This window comes from Sinomonas atrocyanea, assembly GCF_001577305.1.
In the GTDB taxonomy this organism is placed as follows: Bacteria; Actinomycetota; Actinomycetes; order Actinomycetales; family Micrococcaceae; genus Sinomonas; species Sinomonas atrocyanea.
The window spans coordinates 192,282-216,345 of the sequence record NZ_CP014518.1 but is presented as its reverse complement, the minus strand read 5'-3'; the positions used below and the strand labels follow the sequence as shown (position 1 = coordinate 216,345).

At 69.4% G+C, this 24,064-nt stretch carries 18 protein-coding genes; 14 read left to right on the top strand and 4 right to left on the bottom strand.

The genetic code is table 11. The features are described from left to right. From SA2016_RS01020 to SA2016_RS01000, 5 genes are read left to right on the top strand one after another with little or no spacing between them, the layout of a single operon-like run. Window positions 1–1,728, top strand: coding sequence for a PP2C family protein-serine/threonine phosphatase (locus tag SA2016_RS01020; protein ID WP_229711012.1), 1,728 nt, complete (start codon window positions 1–3; stop codon window positions 1,726–1,728). Next, on the top strand, window positions 1,725–3,146 hold the full coding sequence (locus SA2016_RS01015; RefSeq protein WP_084249213.1) for an FtsW/RodA/SpoVE family cell cycle protein: 1,422 nt from the start codon (window positions 1,725–1,727) through the stop codon (window positions 3,144–3,146). Before SA2016_RS01020 ends, SA2016_RS01015 begins: the two co-directional genes overlap by 4 nt. Next, window positions 3,143–4,618, top strand: coding sequence for a peptidoglycan D,D-transpeptidase FtsI family protein (locus SA2016_RS01010; RefSeq protein ID WP_066494429.1), 1,476 nt, complete (start codon window positions 3,143–3,145; stop codon window positions 4,616–4,618). The genes SA2016_RS01015 and SA2016_RS01010 overlap by 4 nt, the downstream gene beginning before the upstream one ends. After that, window positions 4,615–6,291, top strand: coding sequence for a serine/threonine-protein kinase (locus SA2016_RS01005; protein WP_066494426.1), 1,677 nt, complete (start codon window positions 4,615–4,617; stop codon window positions 6,289–6,291). Before SA2016_RS01010 ends, SA2016_RS01005 begins: the two co-directional genes overlap by 4 nt. A gap of 49 nt (window positions 6,292–6,340) precedes the next feature. Then, on the top strand, window positions 6,341–8,335 hold the full coding sequence (locus tag SA2016_RS01000; protein ID WP_066494424.1) for a protein kinase domain-containing protein: 1,995 nt from the start codon (window positions 6,341–6,343) through the stop codon (window positions 8,333–8,335). A gap of 6 nt (window positions 8,336–8,341) precedes the next feature. Here the strand turns inward: SA2016_RS01000 and SA2016_RS00995 are convergent, their stop codons facing one another. Further along, the gene (locus SA2016_RS00995; RefSeq protein WP_066494422.1) at window positions 8,342–8,983 is read right to left on the bottom strand and encodes an aminodeoxychorismate/anthranilate synthase component II; all 642 of its coding nucleotides are present in this window, start codon (window positions 8,981–8,983) and stop codon (window positions 8,342–8,344) included. Between the two features lie 163 nt (window positions 8,984–9,146). Between SA2016_RS00995 and SA2016_RS00990 the strand changes: the two genes are divergently transcribed. Then, complete coding sequence (locus SA2016_RS00990) at window positions 9,147–9,494, top strand: cell division protein CrgA (protein WP_084249211.1); 348 nt, start codon at window positions 9,147–9,149, stop codon at window positions 9,492–9,494. Here the strand turns inward: SA2016_RS00990 and SA2016_RS00985 are convergent. The 3 genes from SA2016_RS00985 to SA2016_RS00975 are packed head-to-tail and all read right to left on the bottom strand — an operon-like array spanning window position 9,469 to window position 12,086. Further along, window positions 9,469–10,614, bottom strand: coding sequence for a glycosyltransferase (locus SA2016_RS00985; protein WP_066494420.1), 1,146 nt, complete (start codon window positions 10,612–10,614; stop codon window positions 9,469–9,471). The two genes, SA2016_RS00990 and SA2016_RS00985, sit on opposite strands and share 26 nt — an antisense overlap. Before the next feature lies 1 nt (window position 10,615). Continuing rightward, window positions 10,616–11,014, bottom strand: a complete 399-nt coding sequence (locus tag SA2016_RS00980; RefSeq protein ID WP_066494418.1) for a 6-pyruvoyl trahydropterin synthase family protein — start codon at window positions 11,012–11,014, stop codon at window positions 10,616–10,618. Window positions 11,015–11,042: 28 nt separating this feature from the next. Beyond that, window positions 11,043–12,086 (bottom strand): zinc-dependent alcohol dehydrogenase, encoded by a 1,044-nt coding sequence (locus SA2016_RS00975; RefSeq protein WP_229711003.1) that lies wholly within the window; start codon window positions 12,084–12,086, stop codon window positions 11,043–11,045. Window positions 12,087–12,164: 78 nt separating this feature from the next. Between SA2016_RS00975 and SA2016_RS00970 the strand changes: the two genes are divergently transcribed. The 8 genes from SA2016_RS00970 to SA2016_RS00935 all read left to right on the top strand — a co-directional run bounded on the left by SA2016_RS00970 (window position 12,165) and on the right by SA2016_RS00935 (window position 23,816). After that, complete coding sequence (locus SA2016_RS00970) at window positions 12,165–12,875, top strand: alanyl-tRNA editing protein (RefSeq protein WP_066494414.1); 711 nt, start codon at window positions 12,165–12,167, stop codon at window positions 12,873–12,875. Continuing rightward, on the top strand, window positions 12,875–13,504 hold the full coding sequence (locus tag SA2016_RS00965; protein ID WP_066494412.1) for a phosphoribosylanthranilate isomerase: 630 nt from the start codon (window positions 12,875–12,877) through the stop codon (window positions 13,502–13,504). Before SA2016_RS00970 ends, SA2016_RS00965 begins: the two co-directional genes overlap by 1 nt. A gap of 211 nt (window positions 13,505–13,715) precedes the next feature. Next, window positions 13,716–14,525 carry an IclR family transcriptional regulator gene (locus SA2016_RS00960; protein WP_066494410.1) on the top strand — a complete coding sequence of 270 codons (810 nt, stop codon included), beginning with the start codon at window positions 13,716–13,718 and terminating at the stop codon, window positions 14,523–14,525. Window positions 14,526–15,210: 685 nt separating this feature from the next. Then, on the top strand, window positions 15,211–16,515 hold the full coding sequence (locus tag SA2016_RS00955) for an aromatic ring-hydroxylating oxygenase subunit alpha (protein ID WP_066494408.1): 1,305 nt from the start codon (window positions 15,211–15,213) through the stop codon (window positions 16,513–16,515). Continuing rightward, window positions 16,512–17,918: a ferredoxin reductase gene (locus SA2016_RS00950; RefSeq protein ID WP_066494405.1), complete on the top strand. Its 1,407-nt coding sequence runs from the start codon at window positions 16,512–16,514 to the stop codon at window positions 17,916–17,918. Before SA2016_RS00955 ends, SA2016_RS00950 begins: the two co-directional genes overlap by 4 nt. A 133-nt stretch (window positions 17,919–18,051) precedes the next feature. Next, complete coding sequence (gene purU, locus SA2016_RS00945) at window positions 18,052–18,957, top strand: formyltetrahydrofolate deformylase (protein ID WP_066494404.1); 906 nt, start codon at window positions 18,052–18,054, stop codon at window positions 18,955–18,957. Window positions 18,958–19,004: 47 nt separating this feature from the next. Then, complete coding sequence (locus SA2016_RS00940) at window positions 19,005–21,497, top strand: GcvT family protein (protein WP_066494403.1); 2,493 nt, start codon at window positions 19,005–19,007, stop codon at window positions 21,495–21,497. Between the two features lie 906 nt (window positions 21,498–22,403). After that, window positions 22,404–23,816: an MFS transporter gene (locus SA2016_RS00935; protein ID WP_157089097.1), complete on the top strand. Its 1,413-nt coding sequence runs from the start codon at window positions 22,404–22,406 to the stop codon at window positions 23,814–23,816. Window positions 23,817–24,064: the final 248 nt, after the last annotated feature.

Genomic DNA, 24,064 nt, shown 5'->3' with positions numbered 1-24,064 from the left:
TTGGCAGAGGCCCCGCTGATCCTGCGCTACGCGGCCCGCTCCGACGTGGGCCGGCTCCGCTCGAAGAATGACGACTCCGCCTACGCGGGCCGTCATCTCATGGTGGTTGCCGACGGCATGGGCGGGCACGCGGGCGGCGACGTGGCGAGCGCCTCCACCGTCCTGGACCTCATCCACCTCGACCACGGCGGGTACGAGCAGGGCGAGGCGGCGACCCAGCTCGCCGACGAGATCCAGACCGCGAACTCCCTCCTGTCCGAGCTCGTCAGCGCGAATCCGCTCCTGGCCGGGATGGGCACCACCGTCACGGCCCTCCTGCTCTCCGACGGGACCTTCGCGTTCGCCCACATCGGCGATTCGCGCGCCTACCGGCTGCGCGGCAACGACCTCGAGCAGGTCTCCACCGACCACACCTTCGTCCAGCGGCTCATCAACGAGGGCCGCCTCCGTCCGGAAGAGGCCGAGACCCACCCGCACAAGAACGTGCTCATGCGGGTCCTCGGTGACGTGGACGCGAGCCCCGAGCTGGACCTGGCCACGTTCCCGGCGGTCGAGGGCGAGCGCTGGCTCCTGTGCTCCGACGGCCTCAACTACGTTCCCCTGCCACTCGTGCACCGCACGCTGGGGGAGATCGAGGACCTGGCCGAGTGCGCCGACCGCCTCGTCGAGCTCACCCTGGCCGCGGGGGCACCGGACAACGTGACCGTGATCGTCGCCGACGTCGTCGCCGCCGGGGAGGACGACGGCGAGGCGGCACCGCCCGCGCAGGCCCCGGCTGCAGCGACCCTCACCGCAGCGGCGGCCGCCCGCACGCCCGTGACCTCGGCTGCCGCCGCGAACCCGCCCCGCGCCAACGCGGCCGAGCAGGCCGCGGCCGCCGAGGGCGCACCGGCCTCGGCGCCCGCCGCCGCGGCGTCGCCGGAGCCGCCCGCCGCGGAGACCGGCGAGACGACGGTCCCCGAGGGCGAAGGCGGCGAGACCGGCCGCGAGGAGCCGGAGACGGACCCGAACCTCGGCGCCCATCTCTCCGCCGAGGTGCTCCGCCGGGAGCTCGACTCCCGTCCGCACGAACTCGTGGGCGCCGCCGCCTCCGCCGCCGAGACGGGCTCGCTCCCCTCGGTCGCCAGCCGCACGGCCGCGCGCCGCGCTGCCGCGATCCTCACCCACCGCAGCCCCGAGCCCGAGGAGGACGCGGAGGAGCCCCCCGCACCGGTCCGTCCCGTGCGGCGCTGGTTCCGGATCGGGCTCGGCGCGATCGCCGCCCTGGCCCTCATCCTCGGCGTCTGGTTCGGCTACGCCTGGACCCAGACCCGCTACTACGTGGGCGCCTACGACAACCGGGTAGCCATCTACAACGGCGTCTCGCAGCAGCTGGGCCCCATCTCCCTCTCGCACGTCCACTCGGCCACCAACATCCCCCTCGACTCGCTGAGCCCGTACACGCAGCAGCGGCTCCGCGCCGGCGTGCCCGCGGACGGCCTCGAGGCCGCCGAGGACATCGTGAAGGGCATCCAGGCCGACCCGAGAGGCTGCCTGCCCGGCTCGGGCGCCACCGCGAGCCCGGCCCCGTCGGGCACGGCGGGGGCCGGCACGGCCCCGTCGGCCAGCGCGAAGCCATCCGCCAGCGCGAAGCCTTCGGCCTCAGGCTCTGCCGCGCCGAGCGCGAGTGCCAGCGCGAGCCCCAGCCCGACCACCACCCCCGACCCTTGCCTGGGAGGCACCCGATGAGCGGCGTGGAGACCGTGGAGAAGCCACGGCGGAACGTGGAGCTGCTGCTCCTGCTCCTGGCCTTCGCCGTGTCCATCGGCGCGAACACGATGAAGGGCCTGCAGGACGGCACCGCCTTCGGCAGCGACTTCTGGCTCCAAGAGGCCCTCCTGGCCGTCCCGGCCCTGGCGATCCACGCGGTGCTGCGCTTCCGCGCGAAGTATGCCGATCCGCTCATCCTTCCCATCGTGGTCACGCTCAACGGCCTGGGCCTGGCGATGATCCACCGGCTCGATACGCCGCAGACCGACTACGGCAACACGCAGGCGCGCTGGACCGTGGTAGGGATGGTGCTGGCGATCGCCGTGGTCTGGTTCCTGCGCGACCACCGCATCCTGCGCCGGTTCACCTACATCTCACTGATCGTGAGCGCGGTCCTGCTGCTCCTGCCCCTCGTCCCCGGCATCACCGCGGGCGAGATCAACGGCGCCCAGGTGTGGATCCGGATCGGCGGCTCGACCTTCCAGCCCGGCGAGGTCGCGAAGATCACCATCGCGGTGTTCTTTGCCGGCTACCTGTCCACGAACCGGGACCTCATCCTGCTCGCGGGACGCCGGATCGGGAAGCTGCAGCTGCCGCGGTTCAAGGACCTCGGCCCGATGGTCGTGGCGTGGCTCGCGGCCATCGGCATCCTCATCTTCCAGCACGACCTCGGCATGTCCATCCTGTTCTTCGGCATCTTCATCTCCACGATCTACATCGCCACGAGCCGCGTGAGCTGGGCGATCCTCGGCGTCCTGCTCATGTTCGCGGGCGCGATGGCCGCGAGCCTGGCGCTGCCGCACATCCGCCTGCGCATCGACGGCTGGCTCAACGCCTTCTCCCCGGAGGTCTACGGGCGCACCTCGGGCAGCAGCTACCAGATCGTCCAGGGCCTGTTCGGCATGGCCAACGGCGGCCTGCTCGGCACGGGCCTCGGCCAGGGGCGCCCGGACCTCGTCCCGTTCTCGCACTCGGACATGATCGTGGCCTCGTTCGGCGAGGAGCTGGGCCTCGTGGGCCTGTTCGCGATCGTGCTGCTCTACGCCCTGCTCGTCACGAGGGGCTTCCGCGCCGCGCTCGGCGCCCGCGACTCGTTCGGCAAGCTGCTCGCCTCGGCGCTCTCGGCCGCGATCGGACTCCAGGTCTTCGTGATCATCGGCGGAGTCACGCGCCTCATCCCGCTGACCGGCCTCACGACGCCGTTCCTCGCCGCCGGCGGCTCCTCGCTGCTCGCGAACTGGATCATCGTGGCCCTGCTGCTCGTGATCTCGAACGCGGCACGCAGGCCCACGGCCCAAGGGCCCCTCGTGGCCGACGACGGCCACGGCAGCGCGCGGCACGCCGACCTGGCCCAACCCGGAGACACCATGACCACGCAGGCGGTGAGGACCCGATGAACCAGGCGATCAGGAATGCGTGGATCGCGATCGCGGTCATGTTCGCCCTCATCCTCGGCGCCATCAGCTACGTGCAGGTCATCGGGGCGGACGACCTCAACAAGAACTCCTGGAACAACCGGGCGATCCTGCAGACGTTCTGCCAGGAGCGCGGGCCGATCCTGGTGGCCGGCAAGCCGATCGCGCAGTCCGTGGAGAGCGGCTCCGACACGTGCAAGTTCCAGCGCACCTTCCCGGGGCAGGACCTGTACGCGGGCATCACCGGCTTCTACTCGAACGTGTACGGCTCCTCGGGCCTCGAGAACACGATGAACTCGACCCTCACGGGCCGCTCCGACGAGCTGCTCATGGACCGGATCCGCCAGCTCTTCCTCGGCGAGCAGCCGCAGGGGGCCTCGGTCGAGCTCACGATCGACCCGGCCATCCAGAAGCTCGCCTACGACCTCATCCCCGACGGCCAGCGCGGCTCGATCGTCGTGACGAACCCGAAGACCGGGGCGATCATCGCCATGGTCTCCAAGCCCAGCTACGACCCGAACCTCATCGCCACGCAGGACCAGGCGGCGGCGTCGGCAGCGATGCAGAAGATCCAGTCCGAGCAGGGCATCAACCTCAACCAGGGTGTCAGCGGCCCCACCGGCGCGCTGCTGGCGCCCGGGTCGGTGTTCAAGCTCGTGGACACGGCGGCGGCGCTGGCCTCGGGGAAGTACAACAAGGACTCCGTCCTGCCCAACCCGGCCCAGATGACGCTGCCGGGGACCAACACGCAGCTGCCGAACTACGCCGGCGGCAACTGCTACACGCGCGACAAGGCGGACTTCGCCTTCGCCCTCGAGCAGTCCTGCAACACGCCGTTCGCCTCGATCGCCCTCGACCTGGGCCAGGACGCCATCGCCAAGCAGGCGGCGGCGTTCGGCTACGGCCAGGACGCCGGGGACCAGCTGCACCTCGACTACTCCCCCGGGGTCTGGCCGCAGAAGCTCAACCAGGCGCAGCTCGCCCAGTCCGCGATCGGCCAGTTCGATGTGAAGGCCTCCCCGCTGCAGATCGCCCTCGTGACGAGCGCGATCGCGAACGGCGGCGTCCAGATGAAGCCCTCGCTCGTCAAGAGCATCACGGCCCCGGACCTCCATGTCGTCTCGGAGCCCAAGCCTGAGGTGCTGCGCACGTCCACGACGCCGGACATCGCCCGCCAGATCACCGAGTGGATGACCGACGTGGTCTCGCAGGGCATCGCCGGCGCGGCCGCGGTCCCGGGCGTCAAGGTGGCGGGCAAGACCGGCACCGCGGAGCTCGGTGTGACCAACAGCAAGGGCCAGATGCTGAACAATTCCTGGTTCACCGGGTTCGCTCCCGCGGACAACCCCCAGGTTCAGGTGACCGTGGTGATGGAAGGTGTTGACATCTACCAGGGCGCCGCGCTGACCAGTCCGACAGCGAGAAAGATCTTTGAGGCGGTGTTGAATAAGTGAGACCGACGTCAGGCATCACCTTGGGCGGCAGGTACCAGCTGCAGAGCCGGATCGCCATCGGGGGCATGGGCGAGGTGTGGCGTGCCCGCGACGAGGTGCTCGGACGCATCGTCGCGATCAAGATCCTCAAGGAGGAGTACGCGGGCGACCCGAGCTTCCTCGAGCGGTTCCGCGCGGAGGCCCGCCACACCGCGCTGCTGAACCACAGCGGGATCGCCAACGTCTTCGACTACGGCGAGGCGGAGGGCTCCGCCTACCTCGTCATGGAGCTCGTCCCGGGCGAGCCGCTCAGCGCGATCCTCGAGCGGGAGCGTGTCCTCTCCCCGGACCGGACCCTCAACATCATCGCCCAGACCGCCCGCGCCCTCGCGGTCGCCCACGGGCAGGGCCTCGTGCACCGCGACGTCAAGCCCGGGAACCTGCTCATCACCCCGGACCACCGGGTCAAGGTCACGGACTTCGGCATCGCCCGCCTCGCCGACCAGGTCCCGCTGACCCAGACCGGCCAGGTCATGGGCACGGCGCAGTACCTGGCCCCCGAGCAGGCCACGGGCCAGCAGGCCACGGGCTCGAGCGACATCTACTCGCTCGGCGTGATCGGCTACGAGTGCCTCACCGGCCACCGCCCGTTCTCGGGCGAGAGCCAGATCGCGATCGCGCTCGCCCAGGTGAACGACGCCCCGCCGCCGCTGCCCGAGCACCTTCCCGCCCCCGTGCGCGCCCTGCTCATGTCGATGCTCTCGAAGGACCCCCGGAACCGGCCGGCGAACGCGATCAAGCTCGCGGAGGCGGCCGAGGCCATCCGCCGCGGCGACATCCGGGCCGCCCAGGCCGCCGTGCCGGGCATGCTCCTGCAGGAGGACTCGACCGAGGCGATGGACGCGGTCTCGACCGGGAAGCTGCAGCGCCAGACGGCCCCCACCGCCGTCGTCGGGGGCGCGGGCCTGGCCGCCGGAGCCGCTGCGGCCGCCGCAGCGGCGGGTGCCTCGGCCTCGCGCGGCGCGCCCGCGACGTCGGCCCTGCCCCTCGTGGGCGACGGCGGCCGCGGGGCCGATGCCGCGGGCGAGGACGTGCACCAGCCGCTGTACGCGCCGGAGGACGACGAGCAGCCCGAGCCGCCCGTGGCCCGCAAGCAGCGCAAGCGCAGCCCGCTCACGTGGCCGCTCGTGGCCCTGCTGCTCCTGCTCCTGTTCGTGCTGATCGGCGTGTGGCTCTCCAACGCCGGGCTGTTCAGCCCGTCGCCGCTGCCCTCGACCGCACCGAGCAGCTCGAGCGCCGCCCCGAGCACGAGCTCGGCGCCGCCCACGAGCGAACCGCCGAGCTCGACGGCGCCGCCGGCGCCCGCCACGGTCACGATCGTCCCGTCGAACTACATCGGGCAGAACTACACTCAGGTGAAGTCACAGCTCGAGGAGCTCGGCATGAACGTGGCACTCAACGCCGTCCAGTCGCAGACCGGAACGATGGGCCAGGTCACCGACGTCACGCCCGCGGGGCAGGTCACGGTCGGGTCGACGATCACCGTCACCTACCTCTCGGTCCAGCCGCCGGTCACCGTGCCGCCCGCGCCGTCCTCCACCGCGCCGCCCAAGAGCAGCCCGGCCAAGTCGCAGACGCCGTCGCAGACAGCAGGTGCCCTCCCGTCCACGCTGCCGATCGCCCCGAGCAGCTGACCCTGTGACCTATTCCGCCCACCCGCCCCTGGAACGAGAGGACGAGCCTATGCCCGCTCCCATCGTCCTCTCGGGCAGATACGAGCTCGGCGAGCTGATCGGCCGGGGCGGGATGGCGGACGTCTACGAGGGCCTCGACCTGCGGCTGGGGCGCCGGGTCGCGGTGAAGATGCTGCGCCCGGACATGGCCCGCGACGGGCAGTTCCGGGCCCGCTTCGAACGCGAGGCCCGCGCCGTCGCCGGGCTCAACCATCCCTCGATCGTGGGCGTCTACGACACCGGCGAGCACAACTCGGACCCGCTCTCGCCGCACAGCGTCGCGGTGCCGTACATCGTCATGGAGTACGTCGAGGGCCGGACCCTGCGGGACGTGATCCGCGAGGGGACCCCGAGCATCGACGACTCCATCGACGCCCTGCTCGGCGTGCTCTCCGCGCTCGAGTACAGCCACCAGCACGGCATCATCCACCGGGACATCAAGCCCGCCAACGTCATGGCGTGCAACGAGCCCGGATCCGTGAAGGTCATGGACTTCGGGATCGCCCGGGCCACCGCGGACACCTCCGCGACGGTCACCCAGACCCAGGCCGTGGTCGGCACCGCCCAGTACCTCTCCCCCGAGCAGGCGCAGGGCAAGGTGGTGGATGCCCGCAGCGACCTCTACTCGGCCGGGTGCCTGCTCTACGAGCTCCTCACGGGGCGGCCGCCCTTCGTGGGCGAGTCCGCGGTGTCGGTGGCCTACCAGCACGTCCAGTCGGTGCCCCGGCCCGCTGCCGACTTCAACCCCGACGTGACGCCGGCGCTCCAGAGCGTACTGGACCGCGCCCTCGAGAAGGACCCCGACGACCGCTTCCAGAGCGCCGCCGCCTTCCAGCGCGCGCTGCGGGGGGCGCGGGCCGGCGTCGTCGTCCCCGCCCGCCCCGGTCGGGGCGCGGCCACGGCGGGAGCCGCCGCCGGAGCCGCCGCGGACGACGGCGGGGTCCCCACCGCCGCGGTCGGGCTCGTCGGCGAGTCGGGCGGCGGACAGAACGGTGCGGGCCCGGGCCAGGACGGCGCCGGACCGGACGGGGCCGGGGCAAAATCCGCGGACGGGGCCGGGTCCTCGTCCCACCTCGGCGACACGGGCGAGTTCCCGGCCTACGCGCCTCCGCCTGGCGACCTCATCCAGTTCGACGACGCCCGCGACGAGGAGCGCGCCCGCCGTGGACGCGGCCGCCGGCGCACCTGGATCGTGGTGCTGCTCGTGATGGCGCTGCTCGTGGCGACCGGCGGCGGCCTGCTGCTCTACCAGTACATGAACCAGCCCTCCGCGGTGCAGATGATCACCGTCCCGGCGGTCACCAACATGTCGGAGACCGAGGCCGCGCTCAAGCTCCAGTCGCTGGGCCTGCAGCCGAACATCTCCCACCCCAAGGACCCCACGGTGCCCAAGGGCACGGCGATCAAGACGGTGCCCGACGCGGGCACCCAGCTCGCGAAGGGCTCCTCGATCTCGCTCGAGATCTCGGACGGACCGGCCAACGCGACCATCCCCACCTCGATCATCGGCGCCACCGAGTCGGGCGCCCGCTCGACGCTGCAGGCGCTGGGGCTCCAGGTCAAGCCGCGCTCGATCCTCGCCAACGATCCCAAGGCGCCCTACGGCACCGTCATCGCGACCAACCCCGGCGCGGGCCAGACCGTGGGACTCGGGACCGAGGTGGAGCTGACGGTCTCCACGGGCAAGGTCAGCGTCCCCAACCTGCGCGGCATGGCGGTCGCCGACGCGCAGAAGGCCCTGGCGGACCGCGGCCTCAAGGCCGCGGTGCAGGAGCAGGAGGACGCCAACGCGGCGCCGGGCACGGTCACCTACCAGGACCCGGCCGCGGACGGCAGCGTGGACCAGGGCGGGACGGTGTCCCTGATCGTGGCGAAGGCACCGCCGCCGCCCCCGGCACCGAGTCCCTCGCCGTCGCCCACCGACACGACGAGCACGGCCCCTGCGCCGTCCGGCCCAGGCAACAGCGGCAATCCCCCGGGCAAGAAGGGCGGGGGGAACGGCTGAGCGGCCTCAGCCGGCGGTGATGAGCGGGCTCAGGTGCGAGGCCTTCTCGGCGGCGCCGGCCAGGCCGAGGGACTCGAGCCACGTGCCGAGCATCTGGTAGCCGCCCTCGGTCAGCACGCTCTCGGGGTGGAACTGCACACCGCACAGGGGCGCGGTCCGGTGCGCGAGGCCCATGACCACGCCGGAGTGCGTGTGGGCGGTGACCTCGAGGACCTCCGGGATCGTGTCCGCGACCGCGGCGAGGGAGTGGTAGCGGGTCGCCGTGAAGGGCGAGGGAAGGCCGGCGAACACGCTCCTGCCCTCGTGCTCGACGAGGGAGGTCTTCCCGTGCATGAGCTCCGGGGCGTGGGTGACCGTGCCGCCGTAGGCCTCGGCGAGGGCCTGGTGGCCCAGGCACACCCCGAGCATCGGCTTGCTGTTCTCCCCGCACCACCTGATGAGCTCGATGCACACCCCGGCCTCGGCCGGGTTGCCCGGTCCGGGCGAGACGAGGACGCCGTCGCGGGCGGCGGCGAGCTCGATCGCCTCGGCGAGCGAGACGTCGTCGTTCCTCACCACGGTCGTCTCGGCGCCCAGCTGCTGGAGGTAGCCGACGAGCGTGTAGACGAACGAGTCGTAGTTGTCGATGACGAGGATGCGGGTGGTCATGCGTCAGTAGCCGTTTCGTCCGGGCCGGCGCGGGGCGGCGGGCTCCTGCGGCTAGACTGGAGCCTCAGAAGCGCACGGCCCGCACCCGCGGTGCAGCGTGTTGGTGCTTAGCAGAATATCAAGCGGGCCCCGCGGCGTGACGGGCGGGCCCCGAGGAGGACGAGTGCCCGAGTCGACGGACAAGCCACAGCACGAGCCGGCTGCGGCCGCGCCGAAGAAGGCAGCAGACCCCAAGGCCGCCGATCGCCGGTCGGCCGACCGCAAGGCGGCCGAGCGCAGGGCCGCGAAGAAGGCGAAGCGGCAGCGGCGCGCCCAGCGCGCCAGCGGGCCCACGCCTCAGTGGTACAAGTACGTCATGTTCGGGCTCATGGTGGTGGGCCTGCTCTGGATCATCACGTTCTACGTGACCCAAGGCCTGTTCCCCTTCCCCGAGCTGGGCAACTGGAACATCCTCGCCGGGTTCGGGATCGCGATCGTCGGGTTCCTCATGACCCTGCGCTGGCGAGGCTGAGCGCGCGGAGCACCGCGCGACCCGTCGACTCCCACCCGGGCAGCAGCGGCCTCGCCGCGAGCGCCGCGGCCCGCCACCGCGCGCGCACCGACGCGTCGTCCAGCCACCCCGCGAGCTCCCGCACGAGGGGGTCCTCGGCTCCTCGCCCCGTCTCCCGGGGCGACTCCACCGCGGCCCCGGCCGTCCCCAGACCTCCCTCGAGGGAGAGCCCCAGCGCCTCGACCGCACCGGTGCGAGAGGTGACGATGGCCGGGACGCCGCGCGCGAGCGACTCCACCACCGCGAGCCCGTAGGTCTCCGGGTCCGAGACGAGCACCGTGAGGTCCGTCGCGGACCACTCGGCCTCGAGCGCCCCTTCCCGCAGCTCGCCGGGCACCCGCACGCGGTCGGCGATGCCGAGGTCCGCGGCGGCTTCCCGCACGGCGCGCGCGTAGGCCGGGTCGGCGGCGTCGTACCCTGCGAGCGTCAGCGTCCAGGGCCGGTCGCGGAGGGCCGCGAGGGCGCGCAGGAGCCGCAGCTGCCCCTTCCCCGGCAGGAGGGCCGCGAGGCACAGCACGTGCGGGGCCCTGCCGTCTGGGAGGCTCCCCCGGGCCGGCGGCCCGCCCGCGACGCCGGGCCGCACCACCTCGGGCACCATCCCGTAGCGCGCGGTGAGCCGCCGGGCGGAGAAGCCGCTCGGGACCATGGCCACGTCCGCCGCGGCGAGCGCGCGCCGTTCTAGCGCGGCGAGCCGCTCGGCCTCGTCCGCGGAGAGCCCGGCGGCGTCGGCGAGCAGCAGGTGCACGAGGATGCCGAAGCGCCCTCCGCCGCCGCGCATGGCGGCGACCGCCGAGGCGACCTCGTCCGGGGCGCCGAGCGCGAGGAGCCCGTCGACCAGGACGTGGGCCGGTTCGCCGCCGGGGAGGAGGGCCGCGGCGAGGCGCCGCCGGTCCTCGGCCGAGCCGACCGGCCACGCCCCCGGCACCCCGACCACCTCGACCGCCGCGCCGAGCATCCGGAGCGCCTCGGCGAGCCGGGTGTTGTAGACCGTCCCGCCCGAGGTGTATCCGAGCCCGTCCGGCACCACGAGCCGGACCTGGGCCGGGACTGAGGCCGCGGCGGGAACCCCGGTGCGCTCCATGTCAGCGGGCGCGATCCGAGGCCAGGTCCACGGTGCAGGAGGCCCACGCGTCCGGGTTCTCCCGGAGCGTGACCTCGACCGCGGTGAGGTGCCCGAGGCGGCGCAGGTCCTCGGCGGCGCCCACCGCGATGTGCTGGGCGAGCATTTCGGTGGTGGTGAGGCGTCCGGTGAAGTCGGGGTGCTCGTCCAGATTGCGGTAGCGCAGACCGTCGAGGATCGAGGAGAGGAGCTCGGAGGCCTCGCCGATGTCCATCACGGTCGAGTTCGCGTCGAGTGCCTCGGCGCGCACGGTCAGCTCGACCACGAAGGTGGCGCCGTGGAGTCCCTGGGCGGGGCCGAAGGCGGGCCGCGGGAGGCTGTGGGCGATCATCACGTGGTCGCGGACGGTCAGGCTGAACATGGCTCTCCTTCTCGGGGGCTGCGGGGAATCAGGGGGCGCCGGGGTAGCGGATCACGTGGCACAGCCCGGGCCACGCGCCGGCCACGTCTCCGCCCTCCGCGAGGCGGTCCATCGTGGCGGGCAGGTCGGCGAAGTCGGAGGGCTCGCCGAGGAACGCATCGAACGCGGGGTCCTCGAGCAGGCGCAGCGCGAGGGCGAGCCGCTGCGCCGTCGTGCGCCGGACGCGCCGCGGCTGGGCGACCTGGCCCACCTGGCTGGCCCGCAGCGAGAGGCGGCGGGCGTGGAAGTCCGCCCCGAGCGGGACCTGGACGCTGCGGTCGCCGTACCAGGACAGTTCGATGACCTCGCCGTCGTCGCCCACGATCTCGAAGCAGCGGGCCAGCCCCTCCGGGGTGGCGGAGGCGTGGAGGACGATGTCGCAGTCCTCGGCGGCGTCCGCGGGCGCAACGAGCCGGACGCCGAGCGCGTCCATGAGACCCTGCCTGCCGGGGTCAGGGTCCACGGCCTCGAGCCGGTCCAGCGGGAAGCGGCGCAGCAGCGCGACGGCCGAGGCGCCGATGAGGCCGCAGCCCACCACGGCGATCCGGTCGCCGATGCGCGGGCCGGCCTCCCAGAGGGCGTTGACAGCGGTCTCGACGGCGCCGGCGAGGAGGGCGCGGCGGGGCGGCACGCCCTCGGGCACCGGGGTGAGGTCCGCGACCGGGACGACGTAGCGGTCCTGGTGCGGGTACAGGCAGAACACGGTGCGGCCCTCGAGCTCGGCCGGCCCGCGCTCCACCACCCCCACCGAGAGGTAGCCGTACTTCACGGGGGCGGGGAAGCTGCCCTCCTGATGGGGGGCCTCCATGAGGTCCGCAACCCGGTCCGGCACCTTGCAGGCGTGGACGAGGTTCTCGGTGCCGCGCGAATGGCCCGAGTACAGGGCGCGGACGAGGGCCTCCCCCTCGCCCGGTTCCGGAACAGGCACCGGACGCAGCTCGCCCCGGCGGGGGCCGGTGGTCCAGTAGGCCGTCGCCATGCCGGGGGTGGTGGGCGCGGCGGTGCCCGGACCGGTCCTGATCGGATCTCCCATGCACCGACACTACCCAGCGGCGCCCCCGATGAGACAGAGCCCGGCCGGGGCCGGGGCTGCCCCGCCTAGACTTGAAGGATGACCACGGCCGTAGCCCAGCAGACTAACGCGTACTTCGACGACACCTACCTCACCGAGGCGACGGCGACCGTGGTCGCCTCGGGGACGGGCGAGGACGGCGCCTGGGCGGCCGTGTCGCCGAACATCTTCCACCCCAAGGGCGGCGGCCAGCCCTCGGACGAGGGGACGCTCGACGGCGACCCGGTCACCCCGGCCCGCGACGCGTCCGGGCTCGTGGTGCTCACCGGGGCGACGTCCGCGCCCGAGGTGGGGGCCGCCGTCGTCTGCCGCATCGACGCGGCGCTGCGCCGCCGGCACGCGGCGCTCCACACGGCCGGCCACGTCCTCGGACACCTCGGGGAGGCGCGCGGGTGGCAGCACTCGGGGCATTCGCACTTCCCCGGGCAGGCGCGGCTGGACTTCGACCCCGCCGGCCACGAGGACGAGCTGGCCACCCCGGAGCTGCGCGAGGCCGTGTGCGCCGAGATCCAGGCGCAGATGGACGCCGTGCTCGCCCGCGGCGGTGCCGTCTCCTCCTCGGTGGACGCGAGCGGGCACCGCACGGTGACGATCGAGGGGGTCAATGCCGAGCCCTGCGGCGGCACCCACGTGCGCTCGCTCTCCGACCTGGCCGGCGTGCGGATCCTCGAAGTGAAGGTCAAGCGGGGGGCCATCAAGGTCCGCTACGAGGCGGAGCACGCTGCCCCGGCCGGCGGTGAGAAGGCCTGATGCTCTGGGTGAAGATCTGCGGCCTGTCCACCCCCGAGGCCGTCGAGGCGGCGGTCGAGTCCGGCGCCGACGCTGTGGGCTTCGTCCTCGCCCCGGGGAGCCCTCGGACCGTGGGGGCCGCGCTGGCGGCCCGGCTCGTGGCCGCCGCCCGGGACGCCGCGGCGAGGGCCGGACGCGAGATCGAGACAGTCGCGGTGGTCCGGGACCAGACGCTCGAGGAAGTCGCGGCGCTGGCCCGGGAGGCGGGCGTCGACACCGTCCAGCTGCACGGAGACGAGCCCGATGCGACCGCCGATGCCCTCCGCGGGGCCGGCTTCCGCGTGATCCGCGCCCTCTCCGCCGGTGAGTACACGCGGCGCACGGCGACGGGCTGGTCCTCCCCGGACCGGCTCCTGCTCGACGCCGCCGTTCCCGGCTCCGGTGAGCGGTTCTCCGACGACGAGCTGGGCGCCCCGCCCGCCGGGTTCTGGGCCCTGGCCGGCGGCCTGTCCCCTCAGAATGTGGGCGAGGCCGTCGCCGCGCTGCGGCCCGGCGGGGTGGACGTCTCGAGCGGCGTGGAGTCCTCGCGCGGGGTGAAGGACCTGGGCCTCATCCGGGCCTTCCTCCAGGCCGCGCGCACGGTCCTCTGACCCGCCCTTCTGCGGCGCCCCAGGCGCCGATCCTGGCTTGGCGCCAACGACGATGAGCCACAACGAGGACCGGGATTCAGAGGTTCGCATTGAACCAGGTTTTACTGTTGGGTGGCCGCAGTAATGCGGTACCGAGTGGTCCGGTCGCCTCTACGGCCTGGTCCTATCCGCTGTCACCGCCATCACGGTTCCCCGCATAGGATCATCAGGTATGGCTCCTAAAAATGAACCGGGATCAGATGCCGACGTCGAGGGCGGCCAGTCCGGCGGCGTGCAGTCCGTGGAGCGTGCGCTGACTGTCCTGGAGATCCTGGCGCGAGAAGGGCACGCAGGCGTCAGTGAGATCGCCGAGGAGATGGGCATCCACAAGTCCACCGTCTCTCGGCTGATGGGGTCGCTGGTAAGCCGTGGGATGGTCCACCAGAACAGCGACCGCGGCAAGTTCGAGCTCGGGTTTGGGATCCTCCGCCTGGCCAGCTCCATTCCGGGGCGGCTGAGTCTGGTCCACGAGGCCCGGCCTGTGCTGGAGAGCCTCGCCGAAGAGTTCAAGGAAACGGTCAACCTCGCCGTCCTGCGGTCCAACTATGCCGTCAATGTGGACCAAGCCATGGGCCCCTCAACACTGGCAACGTATGACTGGGTGGGAAGCCTGACGCCGCTGCACGCCACCTCCAGCGGGAAGGTGCTCCTGGCCGCCTTGGGTGCTGATGAACGGGACCGTATCCTGAAAGAGACCGGACTGAAAGCCCGCACGGCCAAGACCATCACCAGCCGGAAAGAACTGGATGAGCAGCTGCTCGAGGTGGGCGCCAAAGGGTACGCGGTAGTGCGGGAGGAGTTCGAGATCGGCCTGAATGCAGTGGCGGTGCCCGTCTACAACCACCAGGGCGAAGTAACGGGCGCCATCAGCATTTCGGGGCCCGCGTTCCGGTTCGACCCCGAGAAGATCCCCGGCCTGCTGGAAACGCTCACGGAAGCCGGACTCAAGGTCAGCGCCAACATGGGCTACACGCGTCGCTAGGACCATCAACCGTCCCGGAGCCAAAACGACTCGGGCCCATTGCCTGTCTTCGAAGGCCATGAGCTGTCTGCAGTTGCCCTTATATGTTCCGGGGGCCGGGATCGGTTCCTTGCGTCCGATGGTCAGTGCGGCTGCCCAGCTTGGGAGTGCCACTTGGGGATGCCGGCGCTGTCGCCCAGCCGGCCTTTGCCGCGGGCGGGCCCTCGCCAACCTTTTCCTCAGCCCCGGCACGCGCCCGCCTGGTGCTCGATGGGAACTAGGACACCGCTCGTGTTCTTGTCCTAGGTCTTGGAGGCCATGCCCCGCTGGGAGCGGCGCGCATCATCGTGGCTTTGGTGGTCTGCACCGTCGGGTCCTCGCCTGCCGTTCATCCGGCAGCACGGCATACCCCGGCCGAGCCCGGCCGTCGTCTCCTGCCTGCGGAGACTCAGAACGCATCCGTCATAGCTTGACAGCGAGGGTGGCCTGCGTCACGCTGTTGCACATGCTGATTGTTGTTGCGTAGGACGCGCACTCGTCGAAGGGCCAGGTATGGATCCGTTCCAAGCATCGCCCGCGGGACCCCTTCTCGCGCCTCGCCGTTCCTCCTGAACGCGCAACTTCATTCCCAGACGATGTCGGCTGCCTCCACCTACGCCGTAGTCGCCCAGAAGCCACATTTGCCCAGCCCTCCCGGGAGGAATCAATGACTGCTCCAGTGAACGCGCCCCTCAATTCACGCGGAAAGCTCGCTTCGACCTTGCCGGCAGAGAAGCTCGCGGAAATCGCTGCGCTGTTTGAGTTCCGGCGTAAGGGATATTCACTTGATGCCCCCTTCTACACCGACCCGACGCTCTTCAAGCTCGACATGGAGGCCATCTTCGGCCGGCACTGGATCTTTGCCGGCAGCGTTGCCGAGCTGCCGGAGCCGGGCGACTACATCACGGTGGACTACGGCCCCTACTCCCTGATCGTGCTGCGTACAGACGAGGGTGACGTCAACGTCCTGCACAACGTATGCCGCCACCGCGGTGCCCGCGTCCTGACCGAGGCTGCCGGTTCCACCGGAAACCTCGTCTGCGGCTATCACTCATGGACGTACTCCCCAGAGGGCAACCTCATCCACGCCTCCGCTCCCGGTGAAGCGAAGTTCGACAAGAACTGCTTCGCCCTCAAGCGTGCCCACAGCCGCGAGGTTGCCGGACTCATCTTCGTCTGCATTGCTGACGAGCCGCCCGCAGACTTCGACGAGACTTCGAAGATCTTCGAGCCCTACCTCGCACCCCACGACCTGTCCAAGACGAAGATCGCCTACCAGCAGAACATCATCGAAGAGGGCAACTGGAAGCTCGTCATGGAGAACAACCGTGAGTGCTACCACTGCGACGGGCACCCGGAACTCGCCTGCTCGCTCTTCCCCACCTGGGGCCTGACCGAGGGCCTTATCCCGGCCCACCTCGAGGAAGTGTGGGAACGCAACAAGGAGGCCCAGTCGTCCCTCGAGGAGCGGTGCCGCCGCTACGGCCTGCCCTACGGAGTGATCGAGGAGCTTGACACCCGTATAGCCGGCATCCGCATCTCACGCGAATCCCTGGACGGCGAAGGCGAGTCGTTCTCGGCCGATGGGCGCCGGCTCTCCAAGAAGCTGCTCGGTGACCTCCCGGACTTCCGCCTGGGCCGCTGCTCCATGCACCTTCAGCCCAACAGCTGGTTCCACTTCCTCGGCGACCACGTGATCACGTTCGGCGTCTTCCCCATCAACGAACACCAGTCGCTGGTCCGCACCACCTGGCTGGTGGCCGACGACGCCGAGGAGGGCGTGGACTACGACCTCGACAAGCTCACCTACACCTGGAAGCAGACCAACCTGCAGGACAAGGCGTTCGTGGAGCTGTGCCAGCAGGGTGCTGCCAGCCCAGCGTACGAGCCCGGCCCCTACATGAAGAGCGAATACCAGGTAGAGGCATTCATCAACTGGTACGTCCAGCGCGTGCAGGAGCACCTGGCATGACGGACCTCCTCACTGAGACACCCATCCAGGAGCCACAGCGCATCCGCGGCCTGGAAATGCCGTGGAACAGGGTGATGGGCAGCATCGAAGGACCTGCCAGCGCTGCACGTGCGCTGGGCCCGTGGCATCCCCAGGAGTTCATGGCCGAATGTGTGGAGACCGTTCCCGAGGCAGGCGGCATGATGACATTCGTGTTCCGCCGCCGCGACGGTGCGCCCCTGGCATTCCGTGCGGGCCAGTACGTAAACGTCGCGTTCCCCGTCAACGGCCAGGACCAGGAGCCGGTAGACCGCAGCTACTCTCTGTCCAGTTCGCCCACCCAGCCGTGGACCTTCAGCATCAGCGTGAAACGCGACAATACGGGACTTGTTTCACCGTGGGTGCATGAGAACGTCAGGCCCGGCACCGTCCTGGACATGCTCGGACCGGTCGGGGCGTTCCATCTGCCGGATGCCGATCGGCGTGCACGGTACCTATTCCTGGCCGCCGGCGCGGGCATCACCCCCATCATGTCCATGGTGCGGACCATCCACTCCCTGCCAGGACATGCCAATGTTGTGGTGCTCTACCACGGCGCGGAAGCCGGCGGCTTCGCCTTCCACCAGGAACTGGCCTACATCGCATCCGTGGACTCGCGCGTCAAGGTCTTCTACTCCCTGGGCGACCGTAGCAAACCCGACGGGTGGGAAGGGCTCAGCGGAAGGCTCACGGCCGCCATGATCGACCAGGTTGCTCCGGATGCAAACGGCCGCCAAGTGTATGCCTGTGGCCCCGAGGGTTACCTGAACAGCGCCACCGAACTCCTCAAGCAGGTGGGCGTCGACGACACCTCCATCTACATGGAGTTCTTCTCGGGTGATCGCCAGACCATCCTCGAGTACCAGGCCGAGCTCGCCCTCGCGGCGGACATCGCAGAGGAGATCGCGGAGGAAATCGCCACTTCCGCTGAGGACTACTACGAAAGCCAGCCCAGCCCGTTCGGGCTCTATGAGCCCGGTTACGACGAGGATGGAACCCTGCCGGCCACGGGGCTGCCGCTCGAAACAGCCAACCCGGACGCGCGAACCCCCGAAGGCAGTTCGGACGCGGAACGGGAGGCTGGAAGCCCCGATGCCTCGAGCTTCGACACGGTTGGAACGGGAAGTCTCACCCTGTCCTTCATGCGCACCGGCATCAATGTGCGGATCGATCCCGACCAGCACATCCTCGAGGTGGCGCAGCGGGCGGGCGTCAGGATCGGCGCCAACTGCAAGGAGGGCATGTGCGGCTCCTGCAAGGTCGTCAAGCTTTCCGGGGAGGTCGAGATGAACCACCAAGGCGGAATCCGCAAACGGGAGATCGACGCAGGCAAATTCCTCCCCTGCTGTTCCACGGCGCGCACCGACATGGTCATCGACGCCTAGACGCTCCCCGGGAGCGACGCGCCGCCGCCCCACACAGAAGGCCCCGATGCATGCCTTGCCTGCCGACGTGCACAGCTCGCCCGTGCGTAATATATCAGTTTTTGATCTTGAATATATCTGAAGGAGGAGGGACATGGCCCTCATCGAAACGGCACCTGCCACGGCTGTCCGGCCGGAGCTCAAGGACGAGCACGCCCAGAAGTTCGTGCTGACCCTGTCCTGCCGGGAGCAGGCTGGAATCGTGCAGGCAATGACCACGTTCCTTTTCGAGCGCGGCTTCAATATCGACGAGCACCAGCAGTTCGACGACAGCCTGCGCGAGACGCTCCACCTGCGCACCGCCTTCTCCGGACCCCCCAGCTACACCCCCGCGAAGCTCGAAGAAGAGTTCGGCGGCATCGCGCAGCGGTTCGACATGAAGTTCAGCTTCCACGACCAGACCCAGCAGCGTGTCCTGGTCATGGTCTCCAAGTTCGGCCACTGCCTCAACGACCTCATCTTCCGCTGGCGCGGCGGCAGCCTGGGCGGTGAGCTGGTCCTGGTCGTTTCCAACCACGAGACCCACCGTGCCATGGCCGAGGCTGCGGGCCTGCCCTTCATCCACATCCCGGTCACCTCGGACACCAAGGCTGACGCCGAACGCCGCCTTTTGGAGCTCGTGGATGAATACGACGTCGATCTGGTTGTCCTTGCCCGATACATGCAGGTGCTCTCAAACGAGCTCTGCCGTTCGCTGGAAGGCCGTGCGATCAACATTCACCACTCCTTCCTCCCCGGCTTCAAGGGTGCCAAGCCCTACCACCAGGCCCACGCACGCGGCGTGAAGCTCATCGGTGCCACCGCGCACTACGTCACCGCCGACCTGGACGAGGGCCCGATCATCGAGCAGGAAGTCATCCGGGTAGACCACAGCTACAGCCCCTCCGCCCTGTCCACCGTCGGGCAGGACGCCGAGGCACTCGCCCTGTCCCGCGCCGTCCGCTGGCACTGTCAGCACCGCGTCCTGCTGGACGAGACCAGCACCGTGGTGTTCCGGTAGCCGGCACCCGGCACAGACATTAATTCGTAGAGCAGCAGGAGAACCTTATGGAATCGACGCCCCGCATTGTCATCATCGGAGCCGGCATCGTGGGCACCAACCTCGCGGACGAACTCGTCGCGAAGGGGTGGAACAACATCACGGTCCTCGACCAAGGCCCCCTCAACATGCCGGGCGGTTCCACGTCCCACGCCCCCGGCCTGGTCTTCCAGACCAACCCCTCCAAGTCCATGGCACTGTTCGCCAAGTACACCGTGGAGAAGCTCCTGTCCCTCACCGAGGACGGCGTCAGCTGCTTCAACCAGGTGGGAGGGCTGGAAGTCGCCACCACCGAAACCCGCCTCGCGGACCTGAAGCGCAAGCTTGGCTACGCCTCCTCATGGGGCATTGAGGGCTCCATCCTCTCCCCCGCTGAATGCAAGGAGCTCTACCCCCTTATCAATGAGGACGAGATCCTCGGCGGACTCCACGTTCCCGGCGACGGCCTGGCCAGCGCCGCCCGCGCGGTCCAACTGCTGATCAAGCGCACCGAGGCGGCCGGCGTAAAGTACATCGGCAACACCGAAGTGACCGGCATCGAGCAGTCCGGCCGCCGCGTCACCGGTGTCCAGACGCCCGACCGCGTGATCCCGGCTGACATCGTCGTCTCCTGCGCCGGCTTCTGGGGCGCAAAGGTCGGCGAGCTGATCGGTATGTCGGTGCCGCTGCTGCCCCTGGCCCACCAGTACGTCAAGACCACCCCGGTTCCGGCACAGCAGGGCAAGAACGAGCTGCCCAACGGCGCGCGGCTGCCCATCCTCCGTCACCAAGACCAGGACCTCTACTACCGCGAACACGGCGACCGCTACGGCATCGGCTCCTACGCCCACAAACCCATGCCCGTGGACCTGGACGAGCTCGGCAGCTTCAAGCCGACCGAAATCAGCGAACACAACATGCCCTCCCGTCTGGACTTCACCCTCGAGGACTTCCTCCCGGCCTGGGAAGCCACCAAGCAGATCCTGCCCGCCCTGTGCGAGAGCGAGATCGAGGACGGCTTCAACGGCATCTTCTCCTTCACCCCCGACGGCGGCTCGCTGGTGGGCGAGTCCAAGGAACTTGACGGCTTCTTCGTGGCCGAGGCGGTCTGGGTCACCCACTCCGCCGGTATCGCCCGGGCCATGGCCGAACTACTGGTGGACGGCAAGTCCTCCATCGACCTAGGCGACTGCGACATCCACCGCTTCGAGGAAGTGCAGCTGACCCCCGAGTACGTCAGCGAAACCTCGCAGCAGAACTTCGTGGAAATCTACGACGTCCTGCACCCGCTGCAGCCCAAGCTTTCCCCACGCAACCTGCGCGTCAGCCCCTTCCACGGTCGCCACCGGCAGCTGGGCGGCTTCTTCCTCGAAGGCGGCGGCTGGGAGCGGCCCTACTGGTTCGAGGCCAATGCCGAACTGCTCAAGGAACTGCCCGCAGACTGGCAGCCGCCGGCTCGCGATTCCTGGTCCGGCATGTTCAGCTCCCCCATTGCCGCGGCCGAGGCATGGAAGACGCGTACTGGCGTGGCCATGTACGACATGACTCCGCTCAAGCGCCTGGAGATTTCCGGGCCCGGCGCACTGAAGCTGCTCCAGGAACTGACTACCGGGGACCTGAACAAAAAGCCCGGAGCCGTCACTTACACGCTCCTGCTGGATGACCAGGGCGGCGTCCGAAGCGACATCACCGTGGCCCGCCTGGATGAGCAGACCTTCCAGCTCGGCGCCAACGGCAACATCGACACCGCCTACTTCGAGCGGGCAGCCCGCCACCAGACCGAAAGCGGCAGCGCCGGGGACTGGGTCCAGGTGCGCGATACCACCGGCGGCACCTGCTGCATCGGCCTCTGGGGTCCGCTCGCCCGGGAGGTGGTCGGCGCGGTCAGCAGCGACGACTTCTCCAACGACGGCTTGAAGTACTTCCGGTCCAAGAGGGCTGTCATCGGCGGCATCCCGGTCACAGCCATGCGCCTGTCCTACGTCGGTGAACTGGGCTGGGAGCTGTACACCAGCGCCGACAACGGCCAGCGTCTCTGGGATGCGCTGTGGAAGGCCGGCCAGCCCTTCGGCATCATCGCTGCAGGCCGCGCAGCTTTCAGCTCGCTCCGCCTGGAGAAGGGCTACCGTTCCTGGGGCTCCGACATGACCACTGAGCACGACCCCTTCGAGGCCGGCCTCGGCTTCGCAGTGAAGATGGCCAAGGCCAACTTCGTGGGCAAAGCAGCCTTGGAGGGCCGCACCGAGGAGAACTCCTCCCGGCGCCTGCGCTGCCTCACTGTCGACGACGGCCGCAGCCTCGTGCTGGGCAAGGAACCGGTGTTCTATAAGGGCCGGGCGGTGGGTTATGTCACCAGCGCCGCCTACGGCTACTCCATCCGCAAGCCCATTGCCTACTCCTACCTGCCCGCCGAAGTTTCAGTCGGCGATTCGGTGGAGATCGAGTACTTCGGCCGCCGCATCATGGCCACCGTGGCCCAGGATCCGCTGTACGACCCCACCATGTCCCGGCTGCGAGGCTGAGCATGACGGAACAGCGCCCGAACGGGGCGGCGCCGTCCGGCGCCAGGCCGGTCGGCACCGGGACCATCGGCAAGCTGCCATAGCCGCCTGCCGCTGCAGGCCTGCGCTGCAGGAGCCGATGTCATAGTGCTCAGCGTTCGCAGCGGGCGTCCCGTCTTCCGTGAAGGGTGCTTCGATGGGCCTGAGACCTGGGGAGGCATTCCTCATCGAAGCACCGCTTTCGGAAGACGGGGCCCTCCAATCGGCGTGACTGGTTGGGCGATTCCTTGTCTCGTACGAGGTGGTGCGTCATGCGTCGGAGTTGATGTGCCTGCGCTTCTGCTTCGGTACCCGGACGGCGGGCAGGCGTTCGATCTCCTCGATGCCGAGCCTCACCTGACGTGGGCCTTCGGCATACCCCGGAGCAAGAAGCAAGAACGCTTACATACTCTGTCTTTCACAGGCCATGCCCTTGACATTGAGTGTGAGCGAGCGCACGATCTGTTGCACAGAGCGAACGTTGTTGATCATGGCGGAACGAAGCTGGCCCGGATATGCCCCCGCCCGGGACTCCGCCCGTGGATGCGCGTGACAAACGAATTCAAGAAGACCGATCAAGGGGAGCCCCCTCTCGCGCATAGACCGCACAGCGTTGTCAGCGTCCATGCGGCAGCTCTCATCACTAAGGGAAACTGTTTATGACTATCAAAGGTGGCAGCACCGTCGATCAAAGCAGTGCGGAGCACCGGAACCTGGGGACGACGCCGAAGTCATCTCCCGGGTCCTGCCCGGCCATATCGGCTGGCATCGAGCCAGTCGGCCTCGTCCGCCGGTCGCTCAGGGCTGCTGCGGCTGTCCATGCGTCCAGGAAACGGCGCCCCGGTGCCGGCAGCGCTATGCGCTGAAGCCAGAAGGGAACGAATCTCAGTGATCCATTCGACCAGGACGGCGGCCTCCGCCGACGCCTCCATTTCAAAAGAGACCAGCTCCACGTTCAAACGCCGCTTCATGGTGCGGCTTGTCGCTGTGTTCATCGGCGGGATGTTCCTCGACGGTTACATCCTCGGAATCATCGGCCCCGTCACCGGACCCATGCGGTCAGATCTCCAGCTCGACTCACTGTCCCTGGGGATGATCGCTGCAGGCCCGCTGGCAGGCATCTTCGTCGGCGCGCCGCTGGCTGGCTGGGCCACTGACAAGTTCGGGCGCAAGCCCATGTTCCTCGTGGACATGGGCCTGTTCCTGCTCGCCTCAGCGGCCCAGTTCTTCGTAGCCTCCGGAGACGGGGCCGTGGTCCAGCTGGCCATCATCCGGTTCCTCATGGGCGTCGCGATCGGCGGCGAGTACTCAATCGGTGGACCCCTGCTGTCAGAGTTCTCCCCGCCAAAGCTCCGCGGGCGCTTGCTCGGGCTGACTCTGATCGCCTGGTACGTCGGCTTCATGATGGCATTCATCATCGGCACCCTCCTGCACGACGCCGGAACCCCATGGCGCCTCGTCATCGGCACGAGCACGATCCTCGCCCTGGTCCTGTTCCTCGCCCGCTTCGGCCTCCCCGAATCGCCGAGCTGGCTCATCACGAAGGGACGGCGCGAGGAAGCGCTCGCGATCGCACGCAGATACGTCGAATCGCCCCAGATGCACCACAGCATCACCGAAGAGATCGATCTGAGAAGGATCCAGGAGGCCCAGGCCGCGCAGGGCAGGACAAAGATCAAGAGCGCCTCCGTCGGAATGCTGTTCTCGAGGCAGCACTGGCGCGCCACCCTCTTCACCTCAGGTTTCTGGTTCTGCGCGGTCACTCCGTACTTCGCGATCGCGACCTTCGCCGACGACGTGCTCAACCATTTCGGCTTCGGCGGCGGCTGGGCCGGCGGAGTCGGCCTGTCCGCCCTTGCGACCGCGGGCGTTGTCACCACCGTGCTTCTGATCGACAAGCTCGGCCGCCGAATCCTCACCGTGCCCGGGCAGTGGCTCTGCGCAGGCATCCTGCTGATCATCGGACTCTGGGGGAACGCACCGGCGATCCTCGTGCTCGTCCTGTTCCTCGCCTTCTCCTACTTCAATGCCGGCTACACCACGCTGACCCAGGTCTATCCGGCCGAGGTATTCCCCGGGCACCTGCGCGGGATCGGCATGGGCTTCGCCGCGGCCTTCAGCCGCATCGGAGCCGCACTCGGCACCTTCGCCCTGCCATGGGCGATCAGCAACATCGGCATGGGCCCAAGCATGGTCGCCGCCGCCGCCGTCGCATTGCTCGGCGCAGTCCTCTCGCAATGGCTCGCACCTGAAACAAAGGGACGCACCCTCGCAGAGATCTCCGCAAACTTCTCCCACTGACACCGGGACTGCACGGTCACTACGGGTCAGAGCTAACCGAGCCGTACATACAGGAGGCCTTCGCCGCTACAGCGGCGGAGGCCTCTTCTATGCGTCCAGCACGCGTGAGCCGGATGCTGCCCGAACTCGGTCGTGTCTCGCCTTTCGCAGGGGGCACCCGAACATGACCGAGCGGTCCACGTCCAGCTCATCGGAGGCGTGATTTCGAAGGCCGTTGTGTGGCCACGCCCGACCACTTGGCCGGTGAG

Coding starts and splice junctions, on each gene's coding strand:
- SA2016_RS01015 (WP_084249213.1), top strand. CDS start 1,725: ATGAGCGGCGTGGAGACCGTGGAGAAGCCACGGCGGAACGTGGAGCTG.
- SA2016_RS01010 (WP_066494429.1), top strand. CDS start 3,143: ATGAACCAGGCGATCAGGAATGCGTGGATCGCGATCGCGGTCATGTTC.
- SA2016_RS01000 (WP_066494424.1), top strand. CDS start 6,341: ATGCCCGCTCCCATCGTCCTCTCGGGCAGATACGAGCTCGGCGAGCTG.
- SA2016_RS00995 (WP_066494422.1), bottom strand. CDS start 8,983: ATGACCACCCGCATCCTCGTCATCGACAACTACGACTCGTTCGTCTAC.
- SA2016_RS00985 (WP_066494420.1), bottom strand. CDS start 10,614: ATGGAGCGCACCGGGGTTCCCGCCGCGGCCTCAGTCCCGGCCCAGGTC.
- SA2016_RS00980 (WP_066494418.1), bottom strand. CDS start 11,014: ATGTTCAGCCTGACCGTCCGCGACCACGTGATGATCGCCCACAGCCTC.
- SA2016_RS00975 (WP_229711003.1), bottom strand. CDS start 12,086: ATGGGAGATCCGATCAGGACCGGTCCGGGCACCGCCGCGCCCACCACC.
- SA2016_RS00970 (WP_066494414.1), top strand. CDS start 12,165: ATGACCACGGCCGTAGCCCAGCAGACTAACGCGTACTTCGACGACACC.
- SA2016_RS00965 (WP_066494412.1), top strand. CDS start 12,875: ATGCTCTGGGTGAAGATCTGCGGCCTGTCCACCCCCGAGGCCGTCGAG.
- SA2016_RS00960 (WP_066494410.1), top strand. CDS start 13,716: ATGGCTCCTAAAAATGAACCGGGATCAGATGCCGACGTCGAGGGCGGC.
- SA2016_RS00955 (WP_066494408.1), top strand. CDS start 15,211: ATGACTGCTCCAGTGAACGCGCCCCTCAATTCACGCGGAAAGCTCGCT.
- SA2016_RS00950 (WP_066494405.1), top strand. CDS start 16,512: ATGACGGACCTCCTCACTGAGACACCCATCCAGGAGCCACAGCGCATC.
- purU (WP_066494404.1), top strand. CDS start 18,052: ATGGCCCTCATCGAAACGGCACCTGCCACGGCTGTCCGGCCGGAGCTC.
- SA2016_RS00940 (WP_066494403.1), top strand. CDS start 19,005: ATGGAATCGACGCCCCGCATTGTCATCATCGGAGCCGGCATCGTGGGC.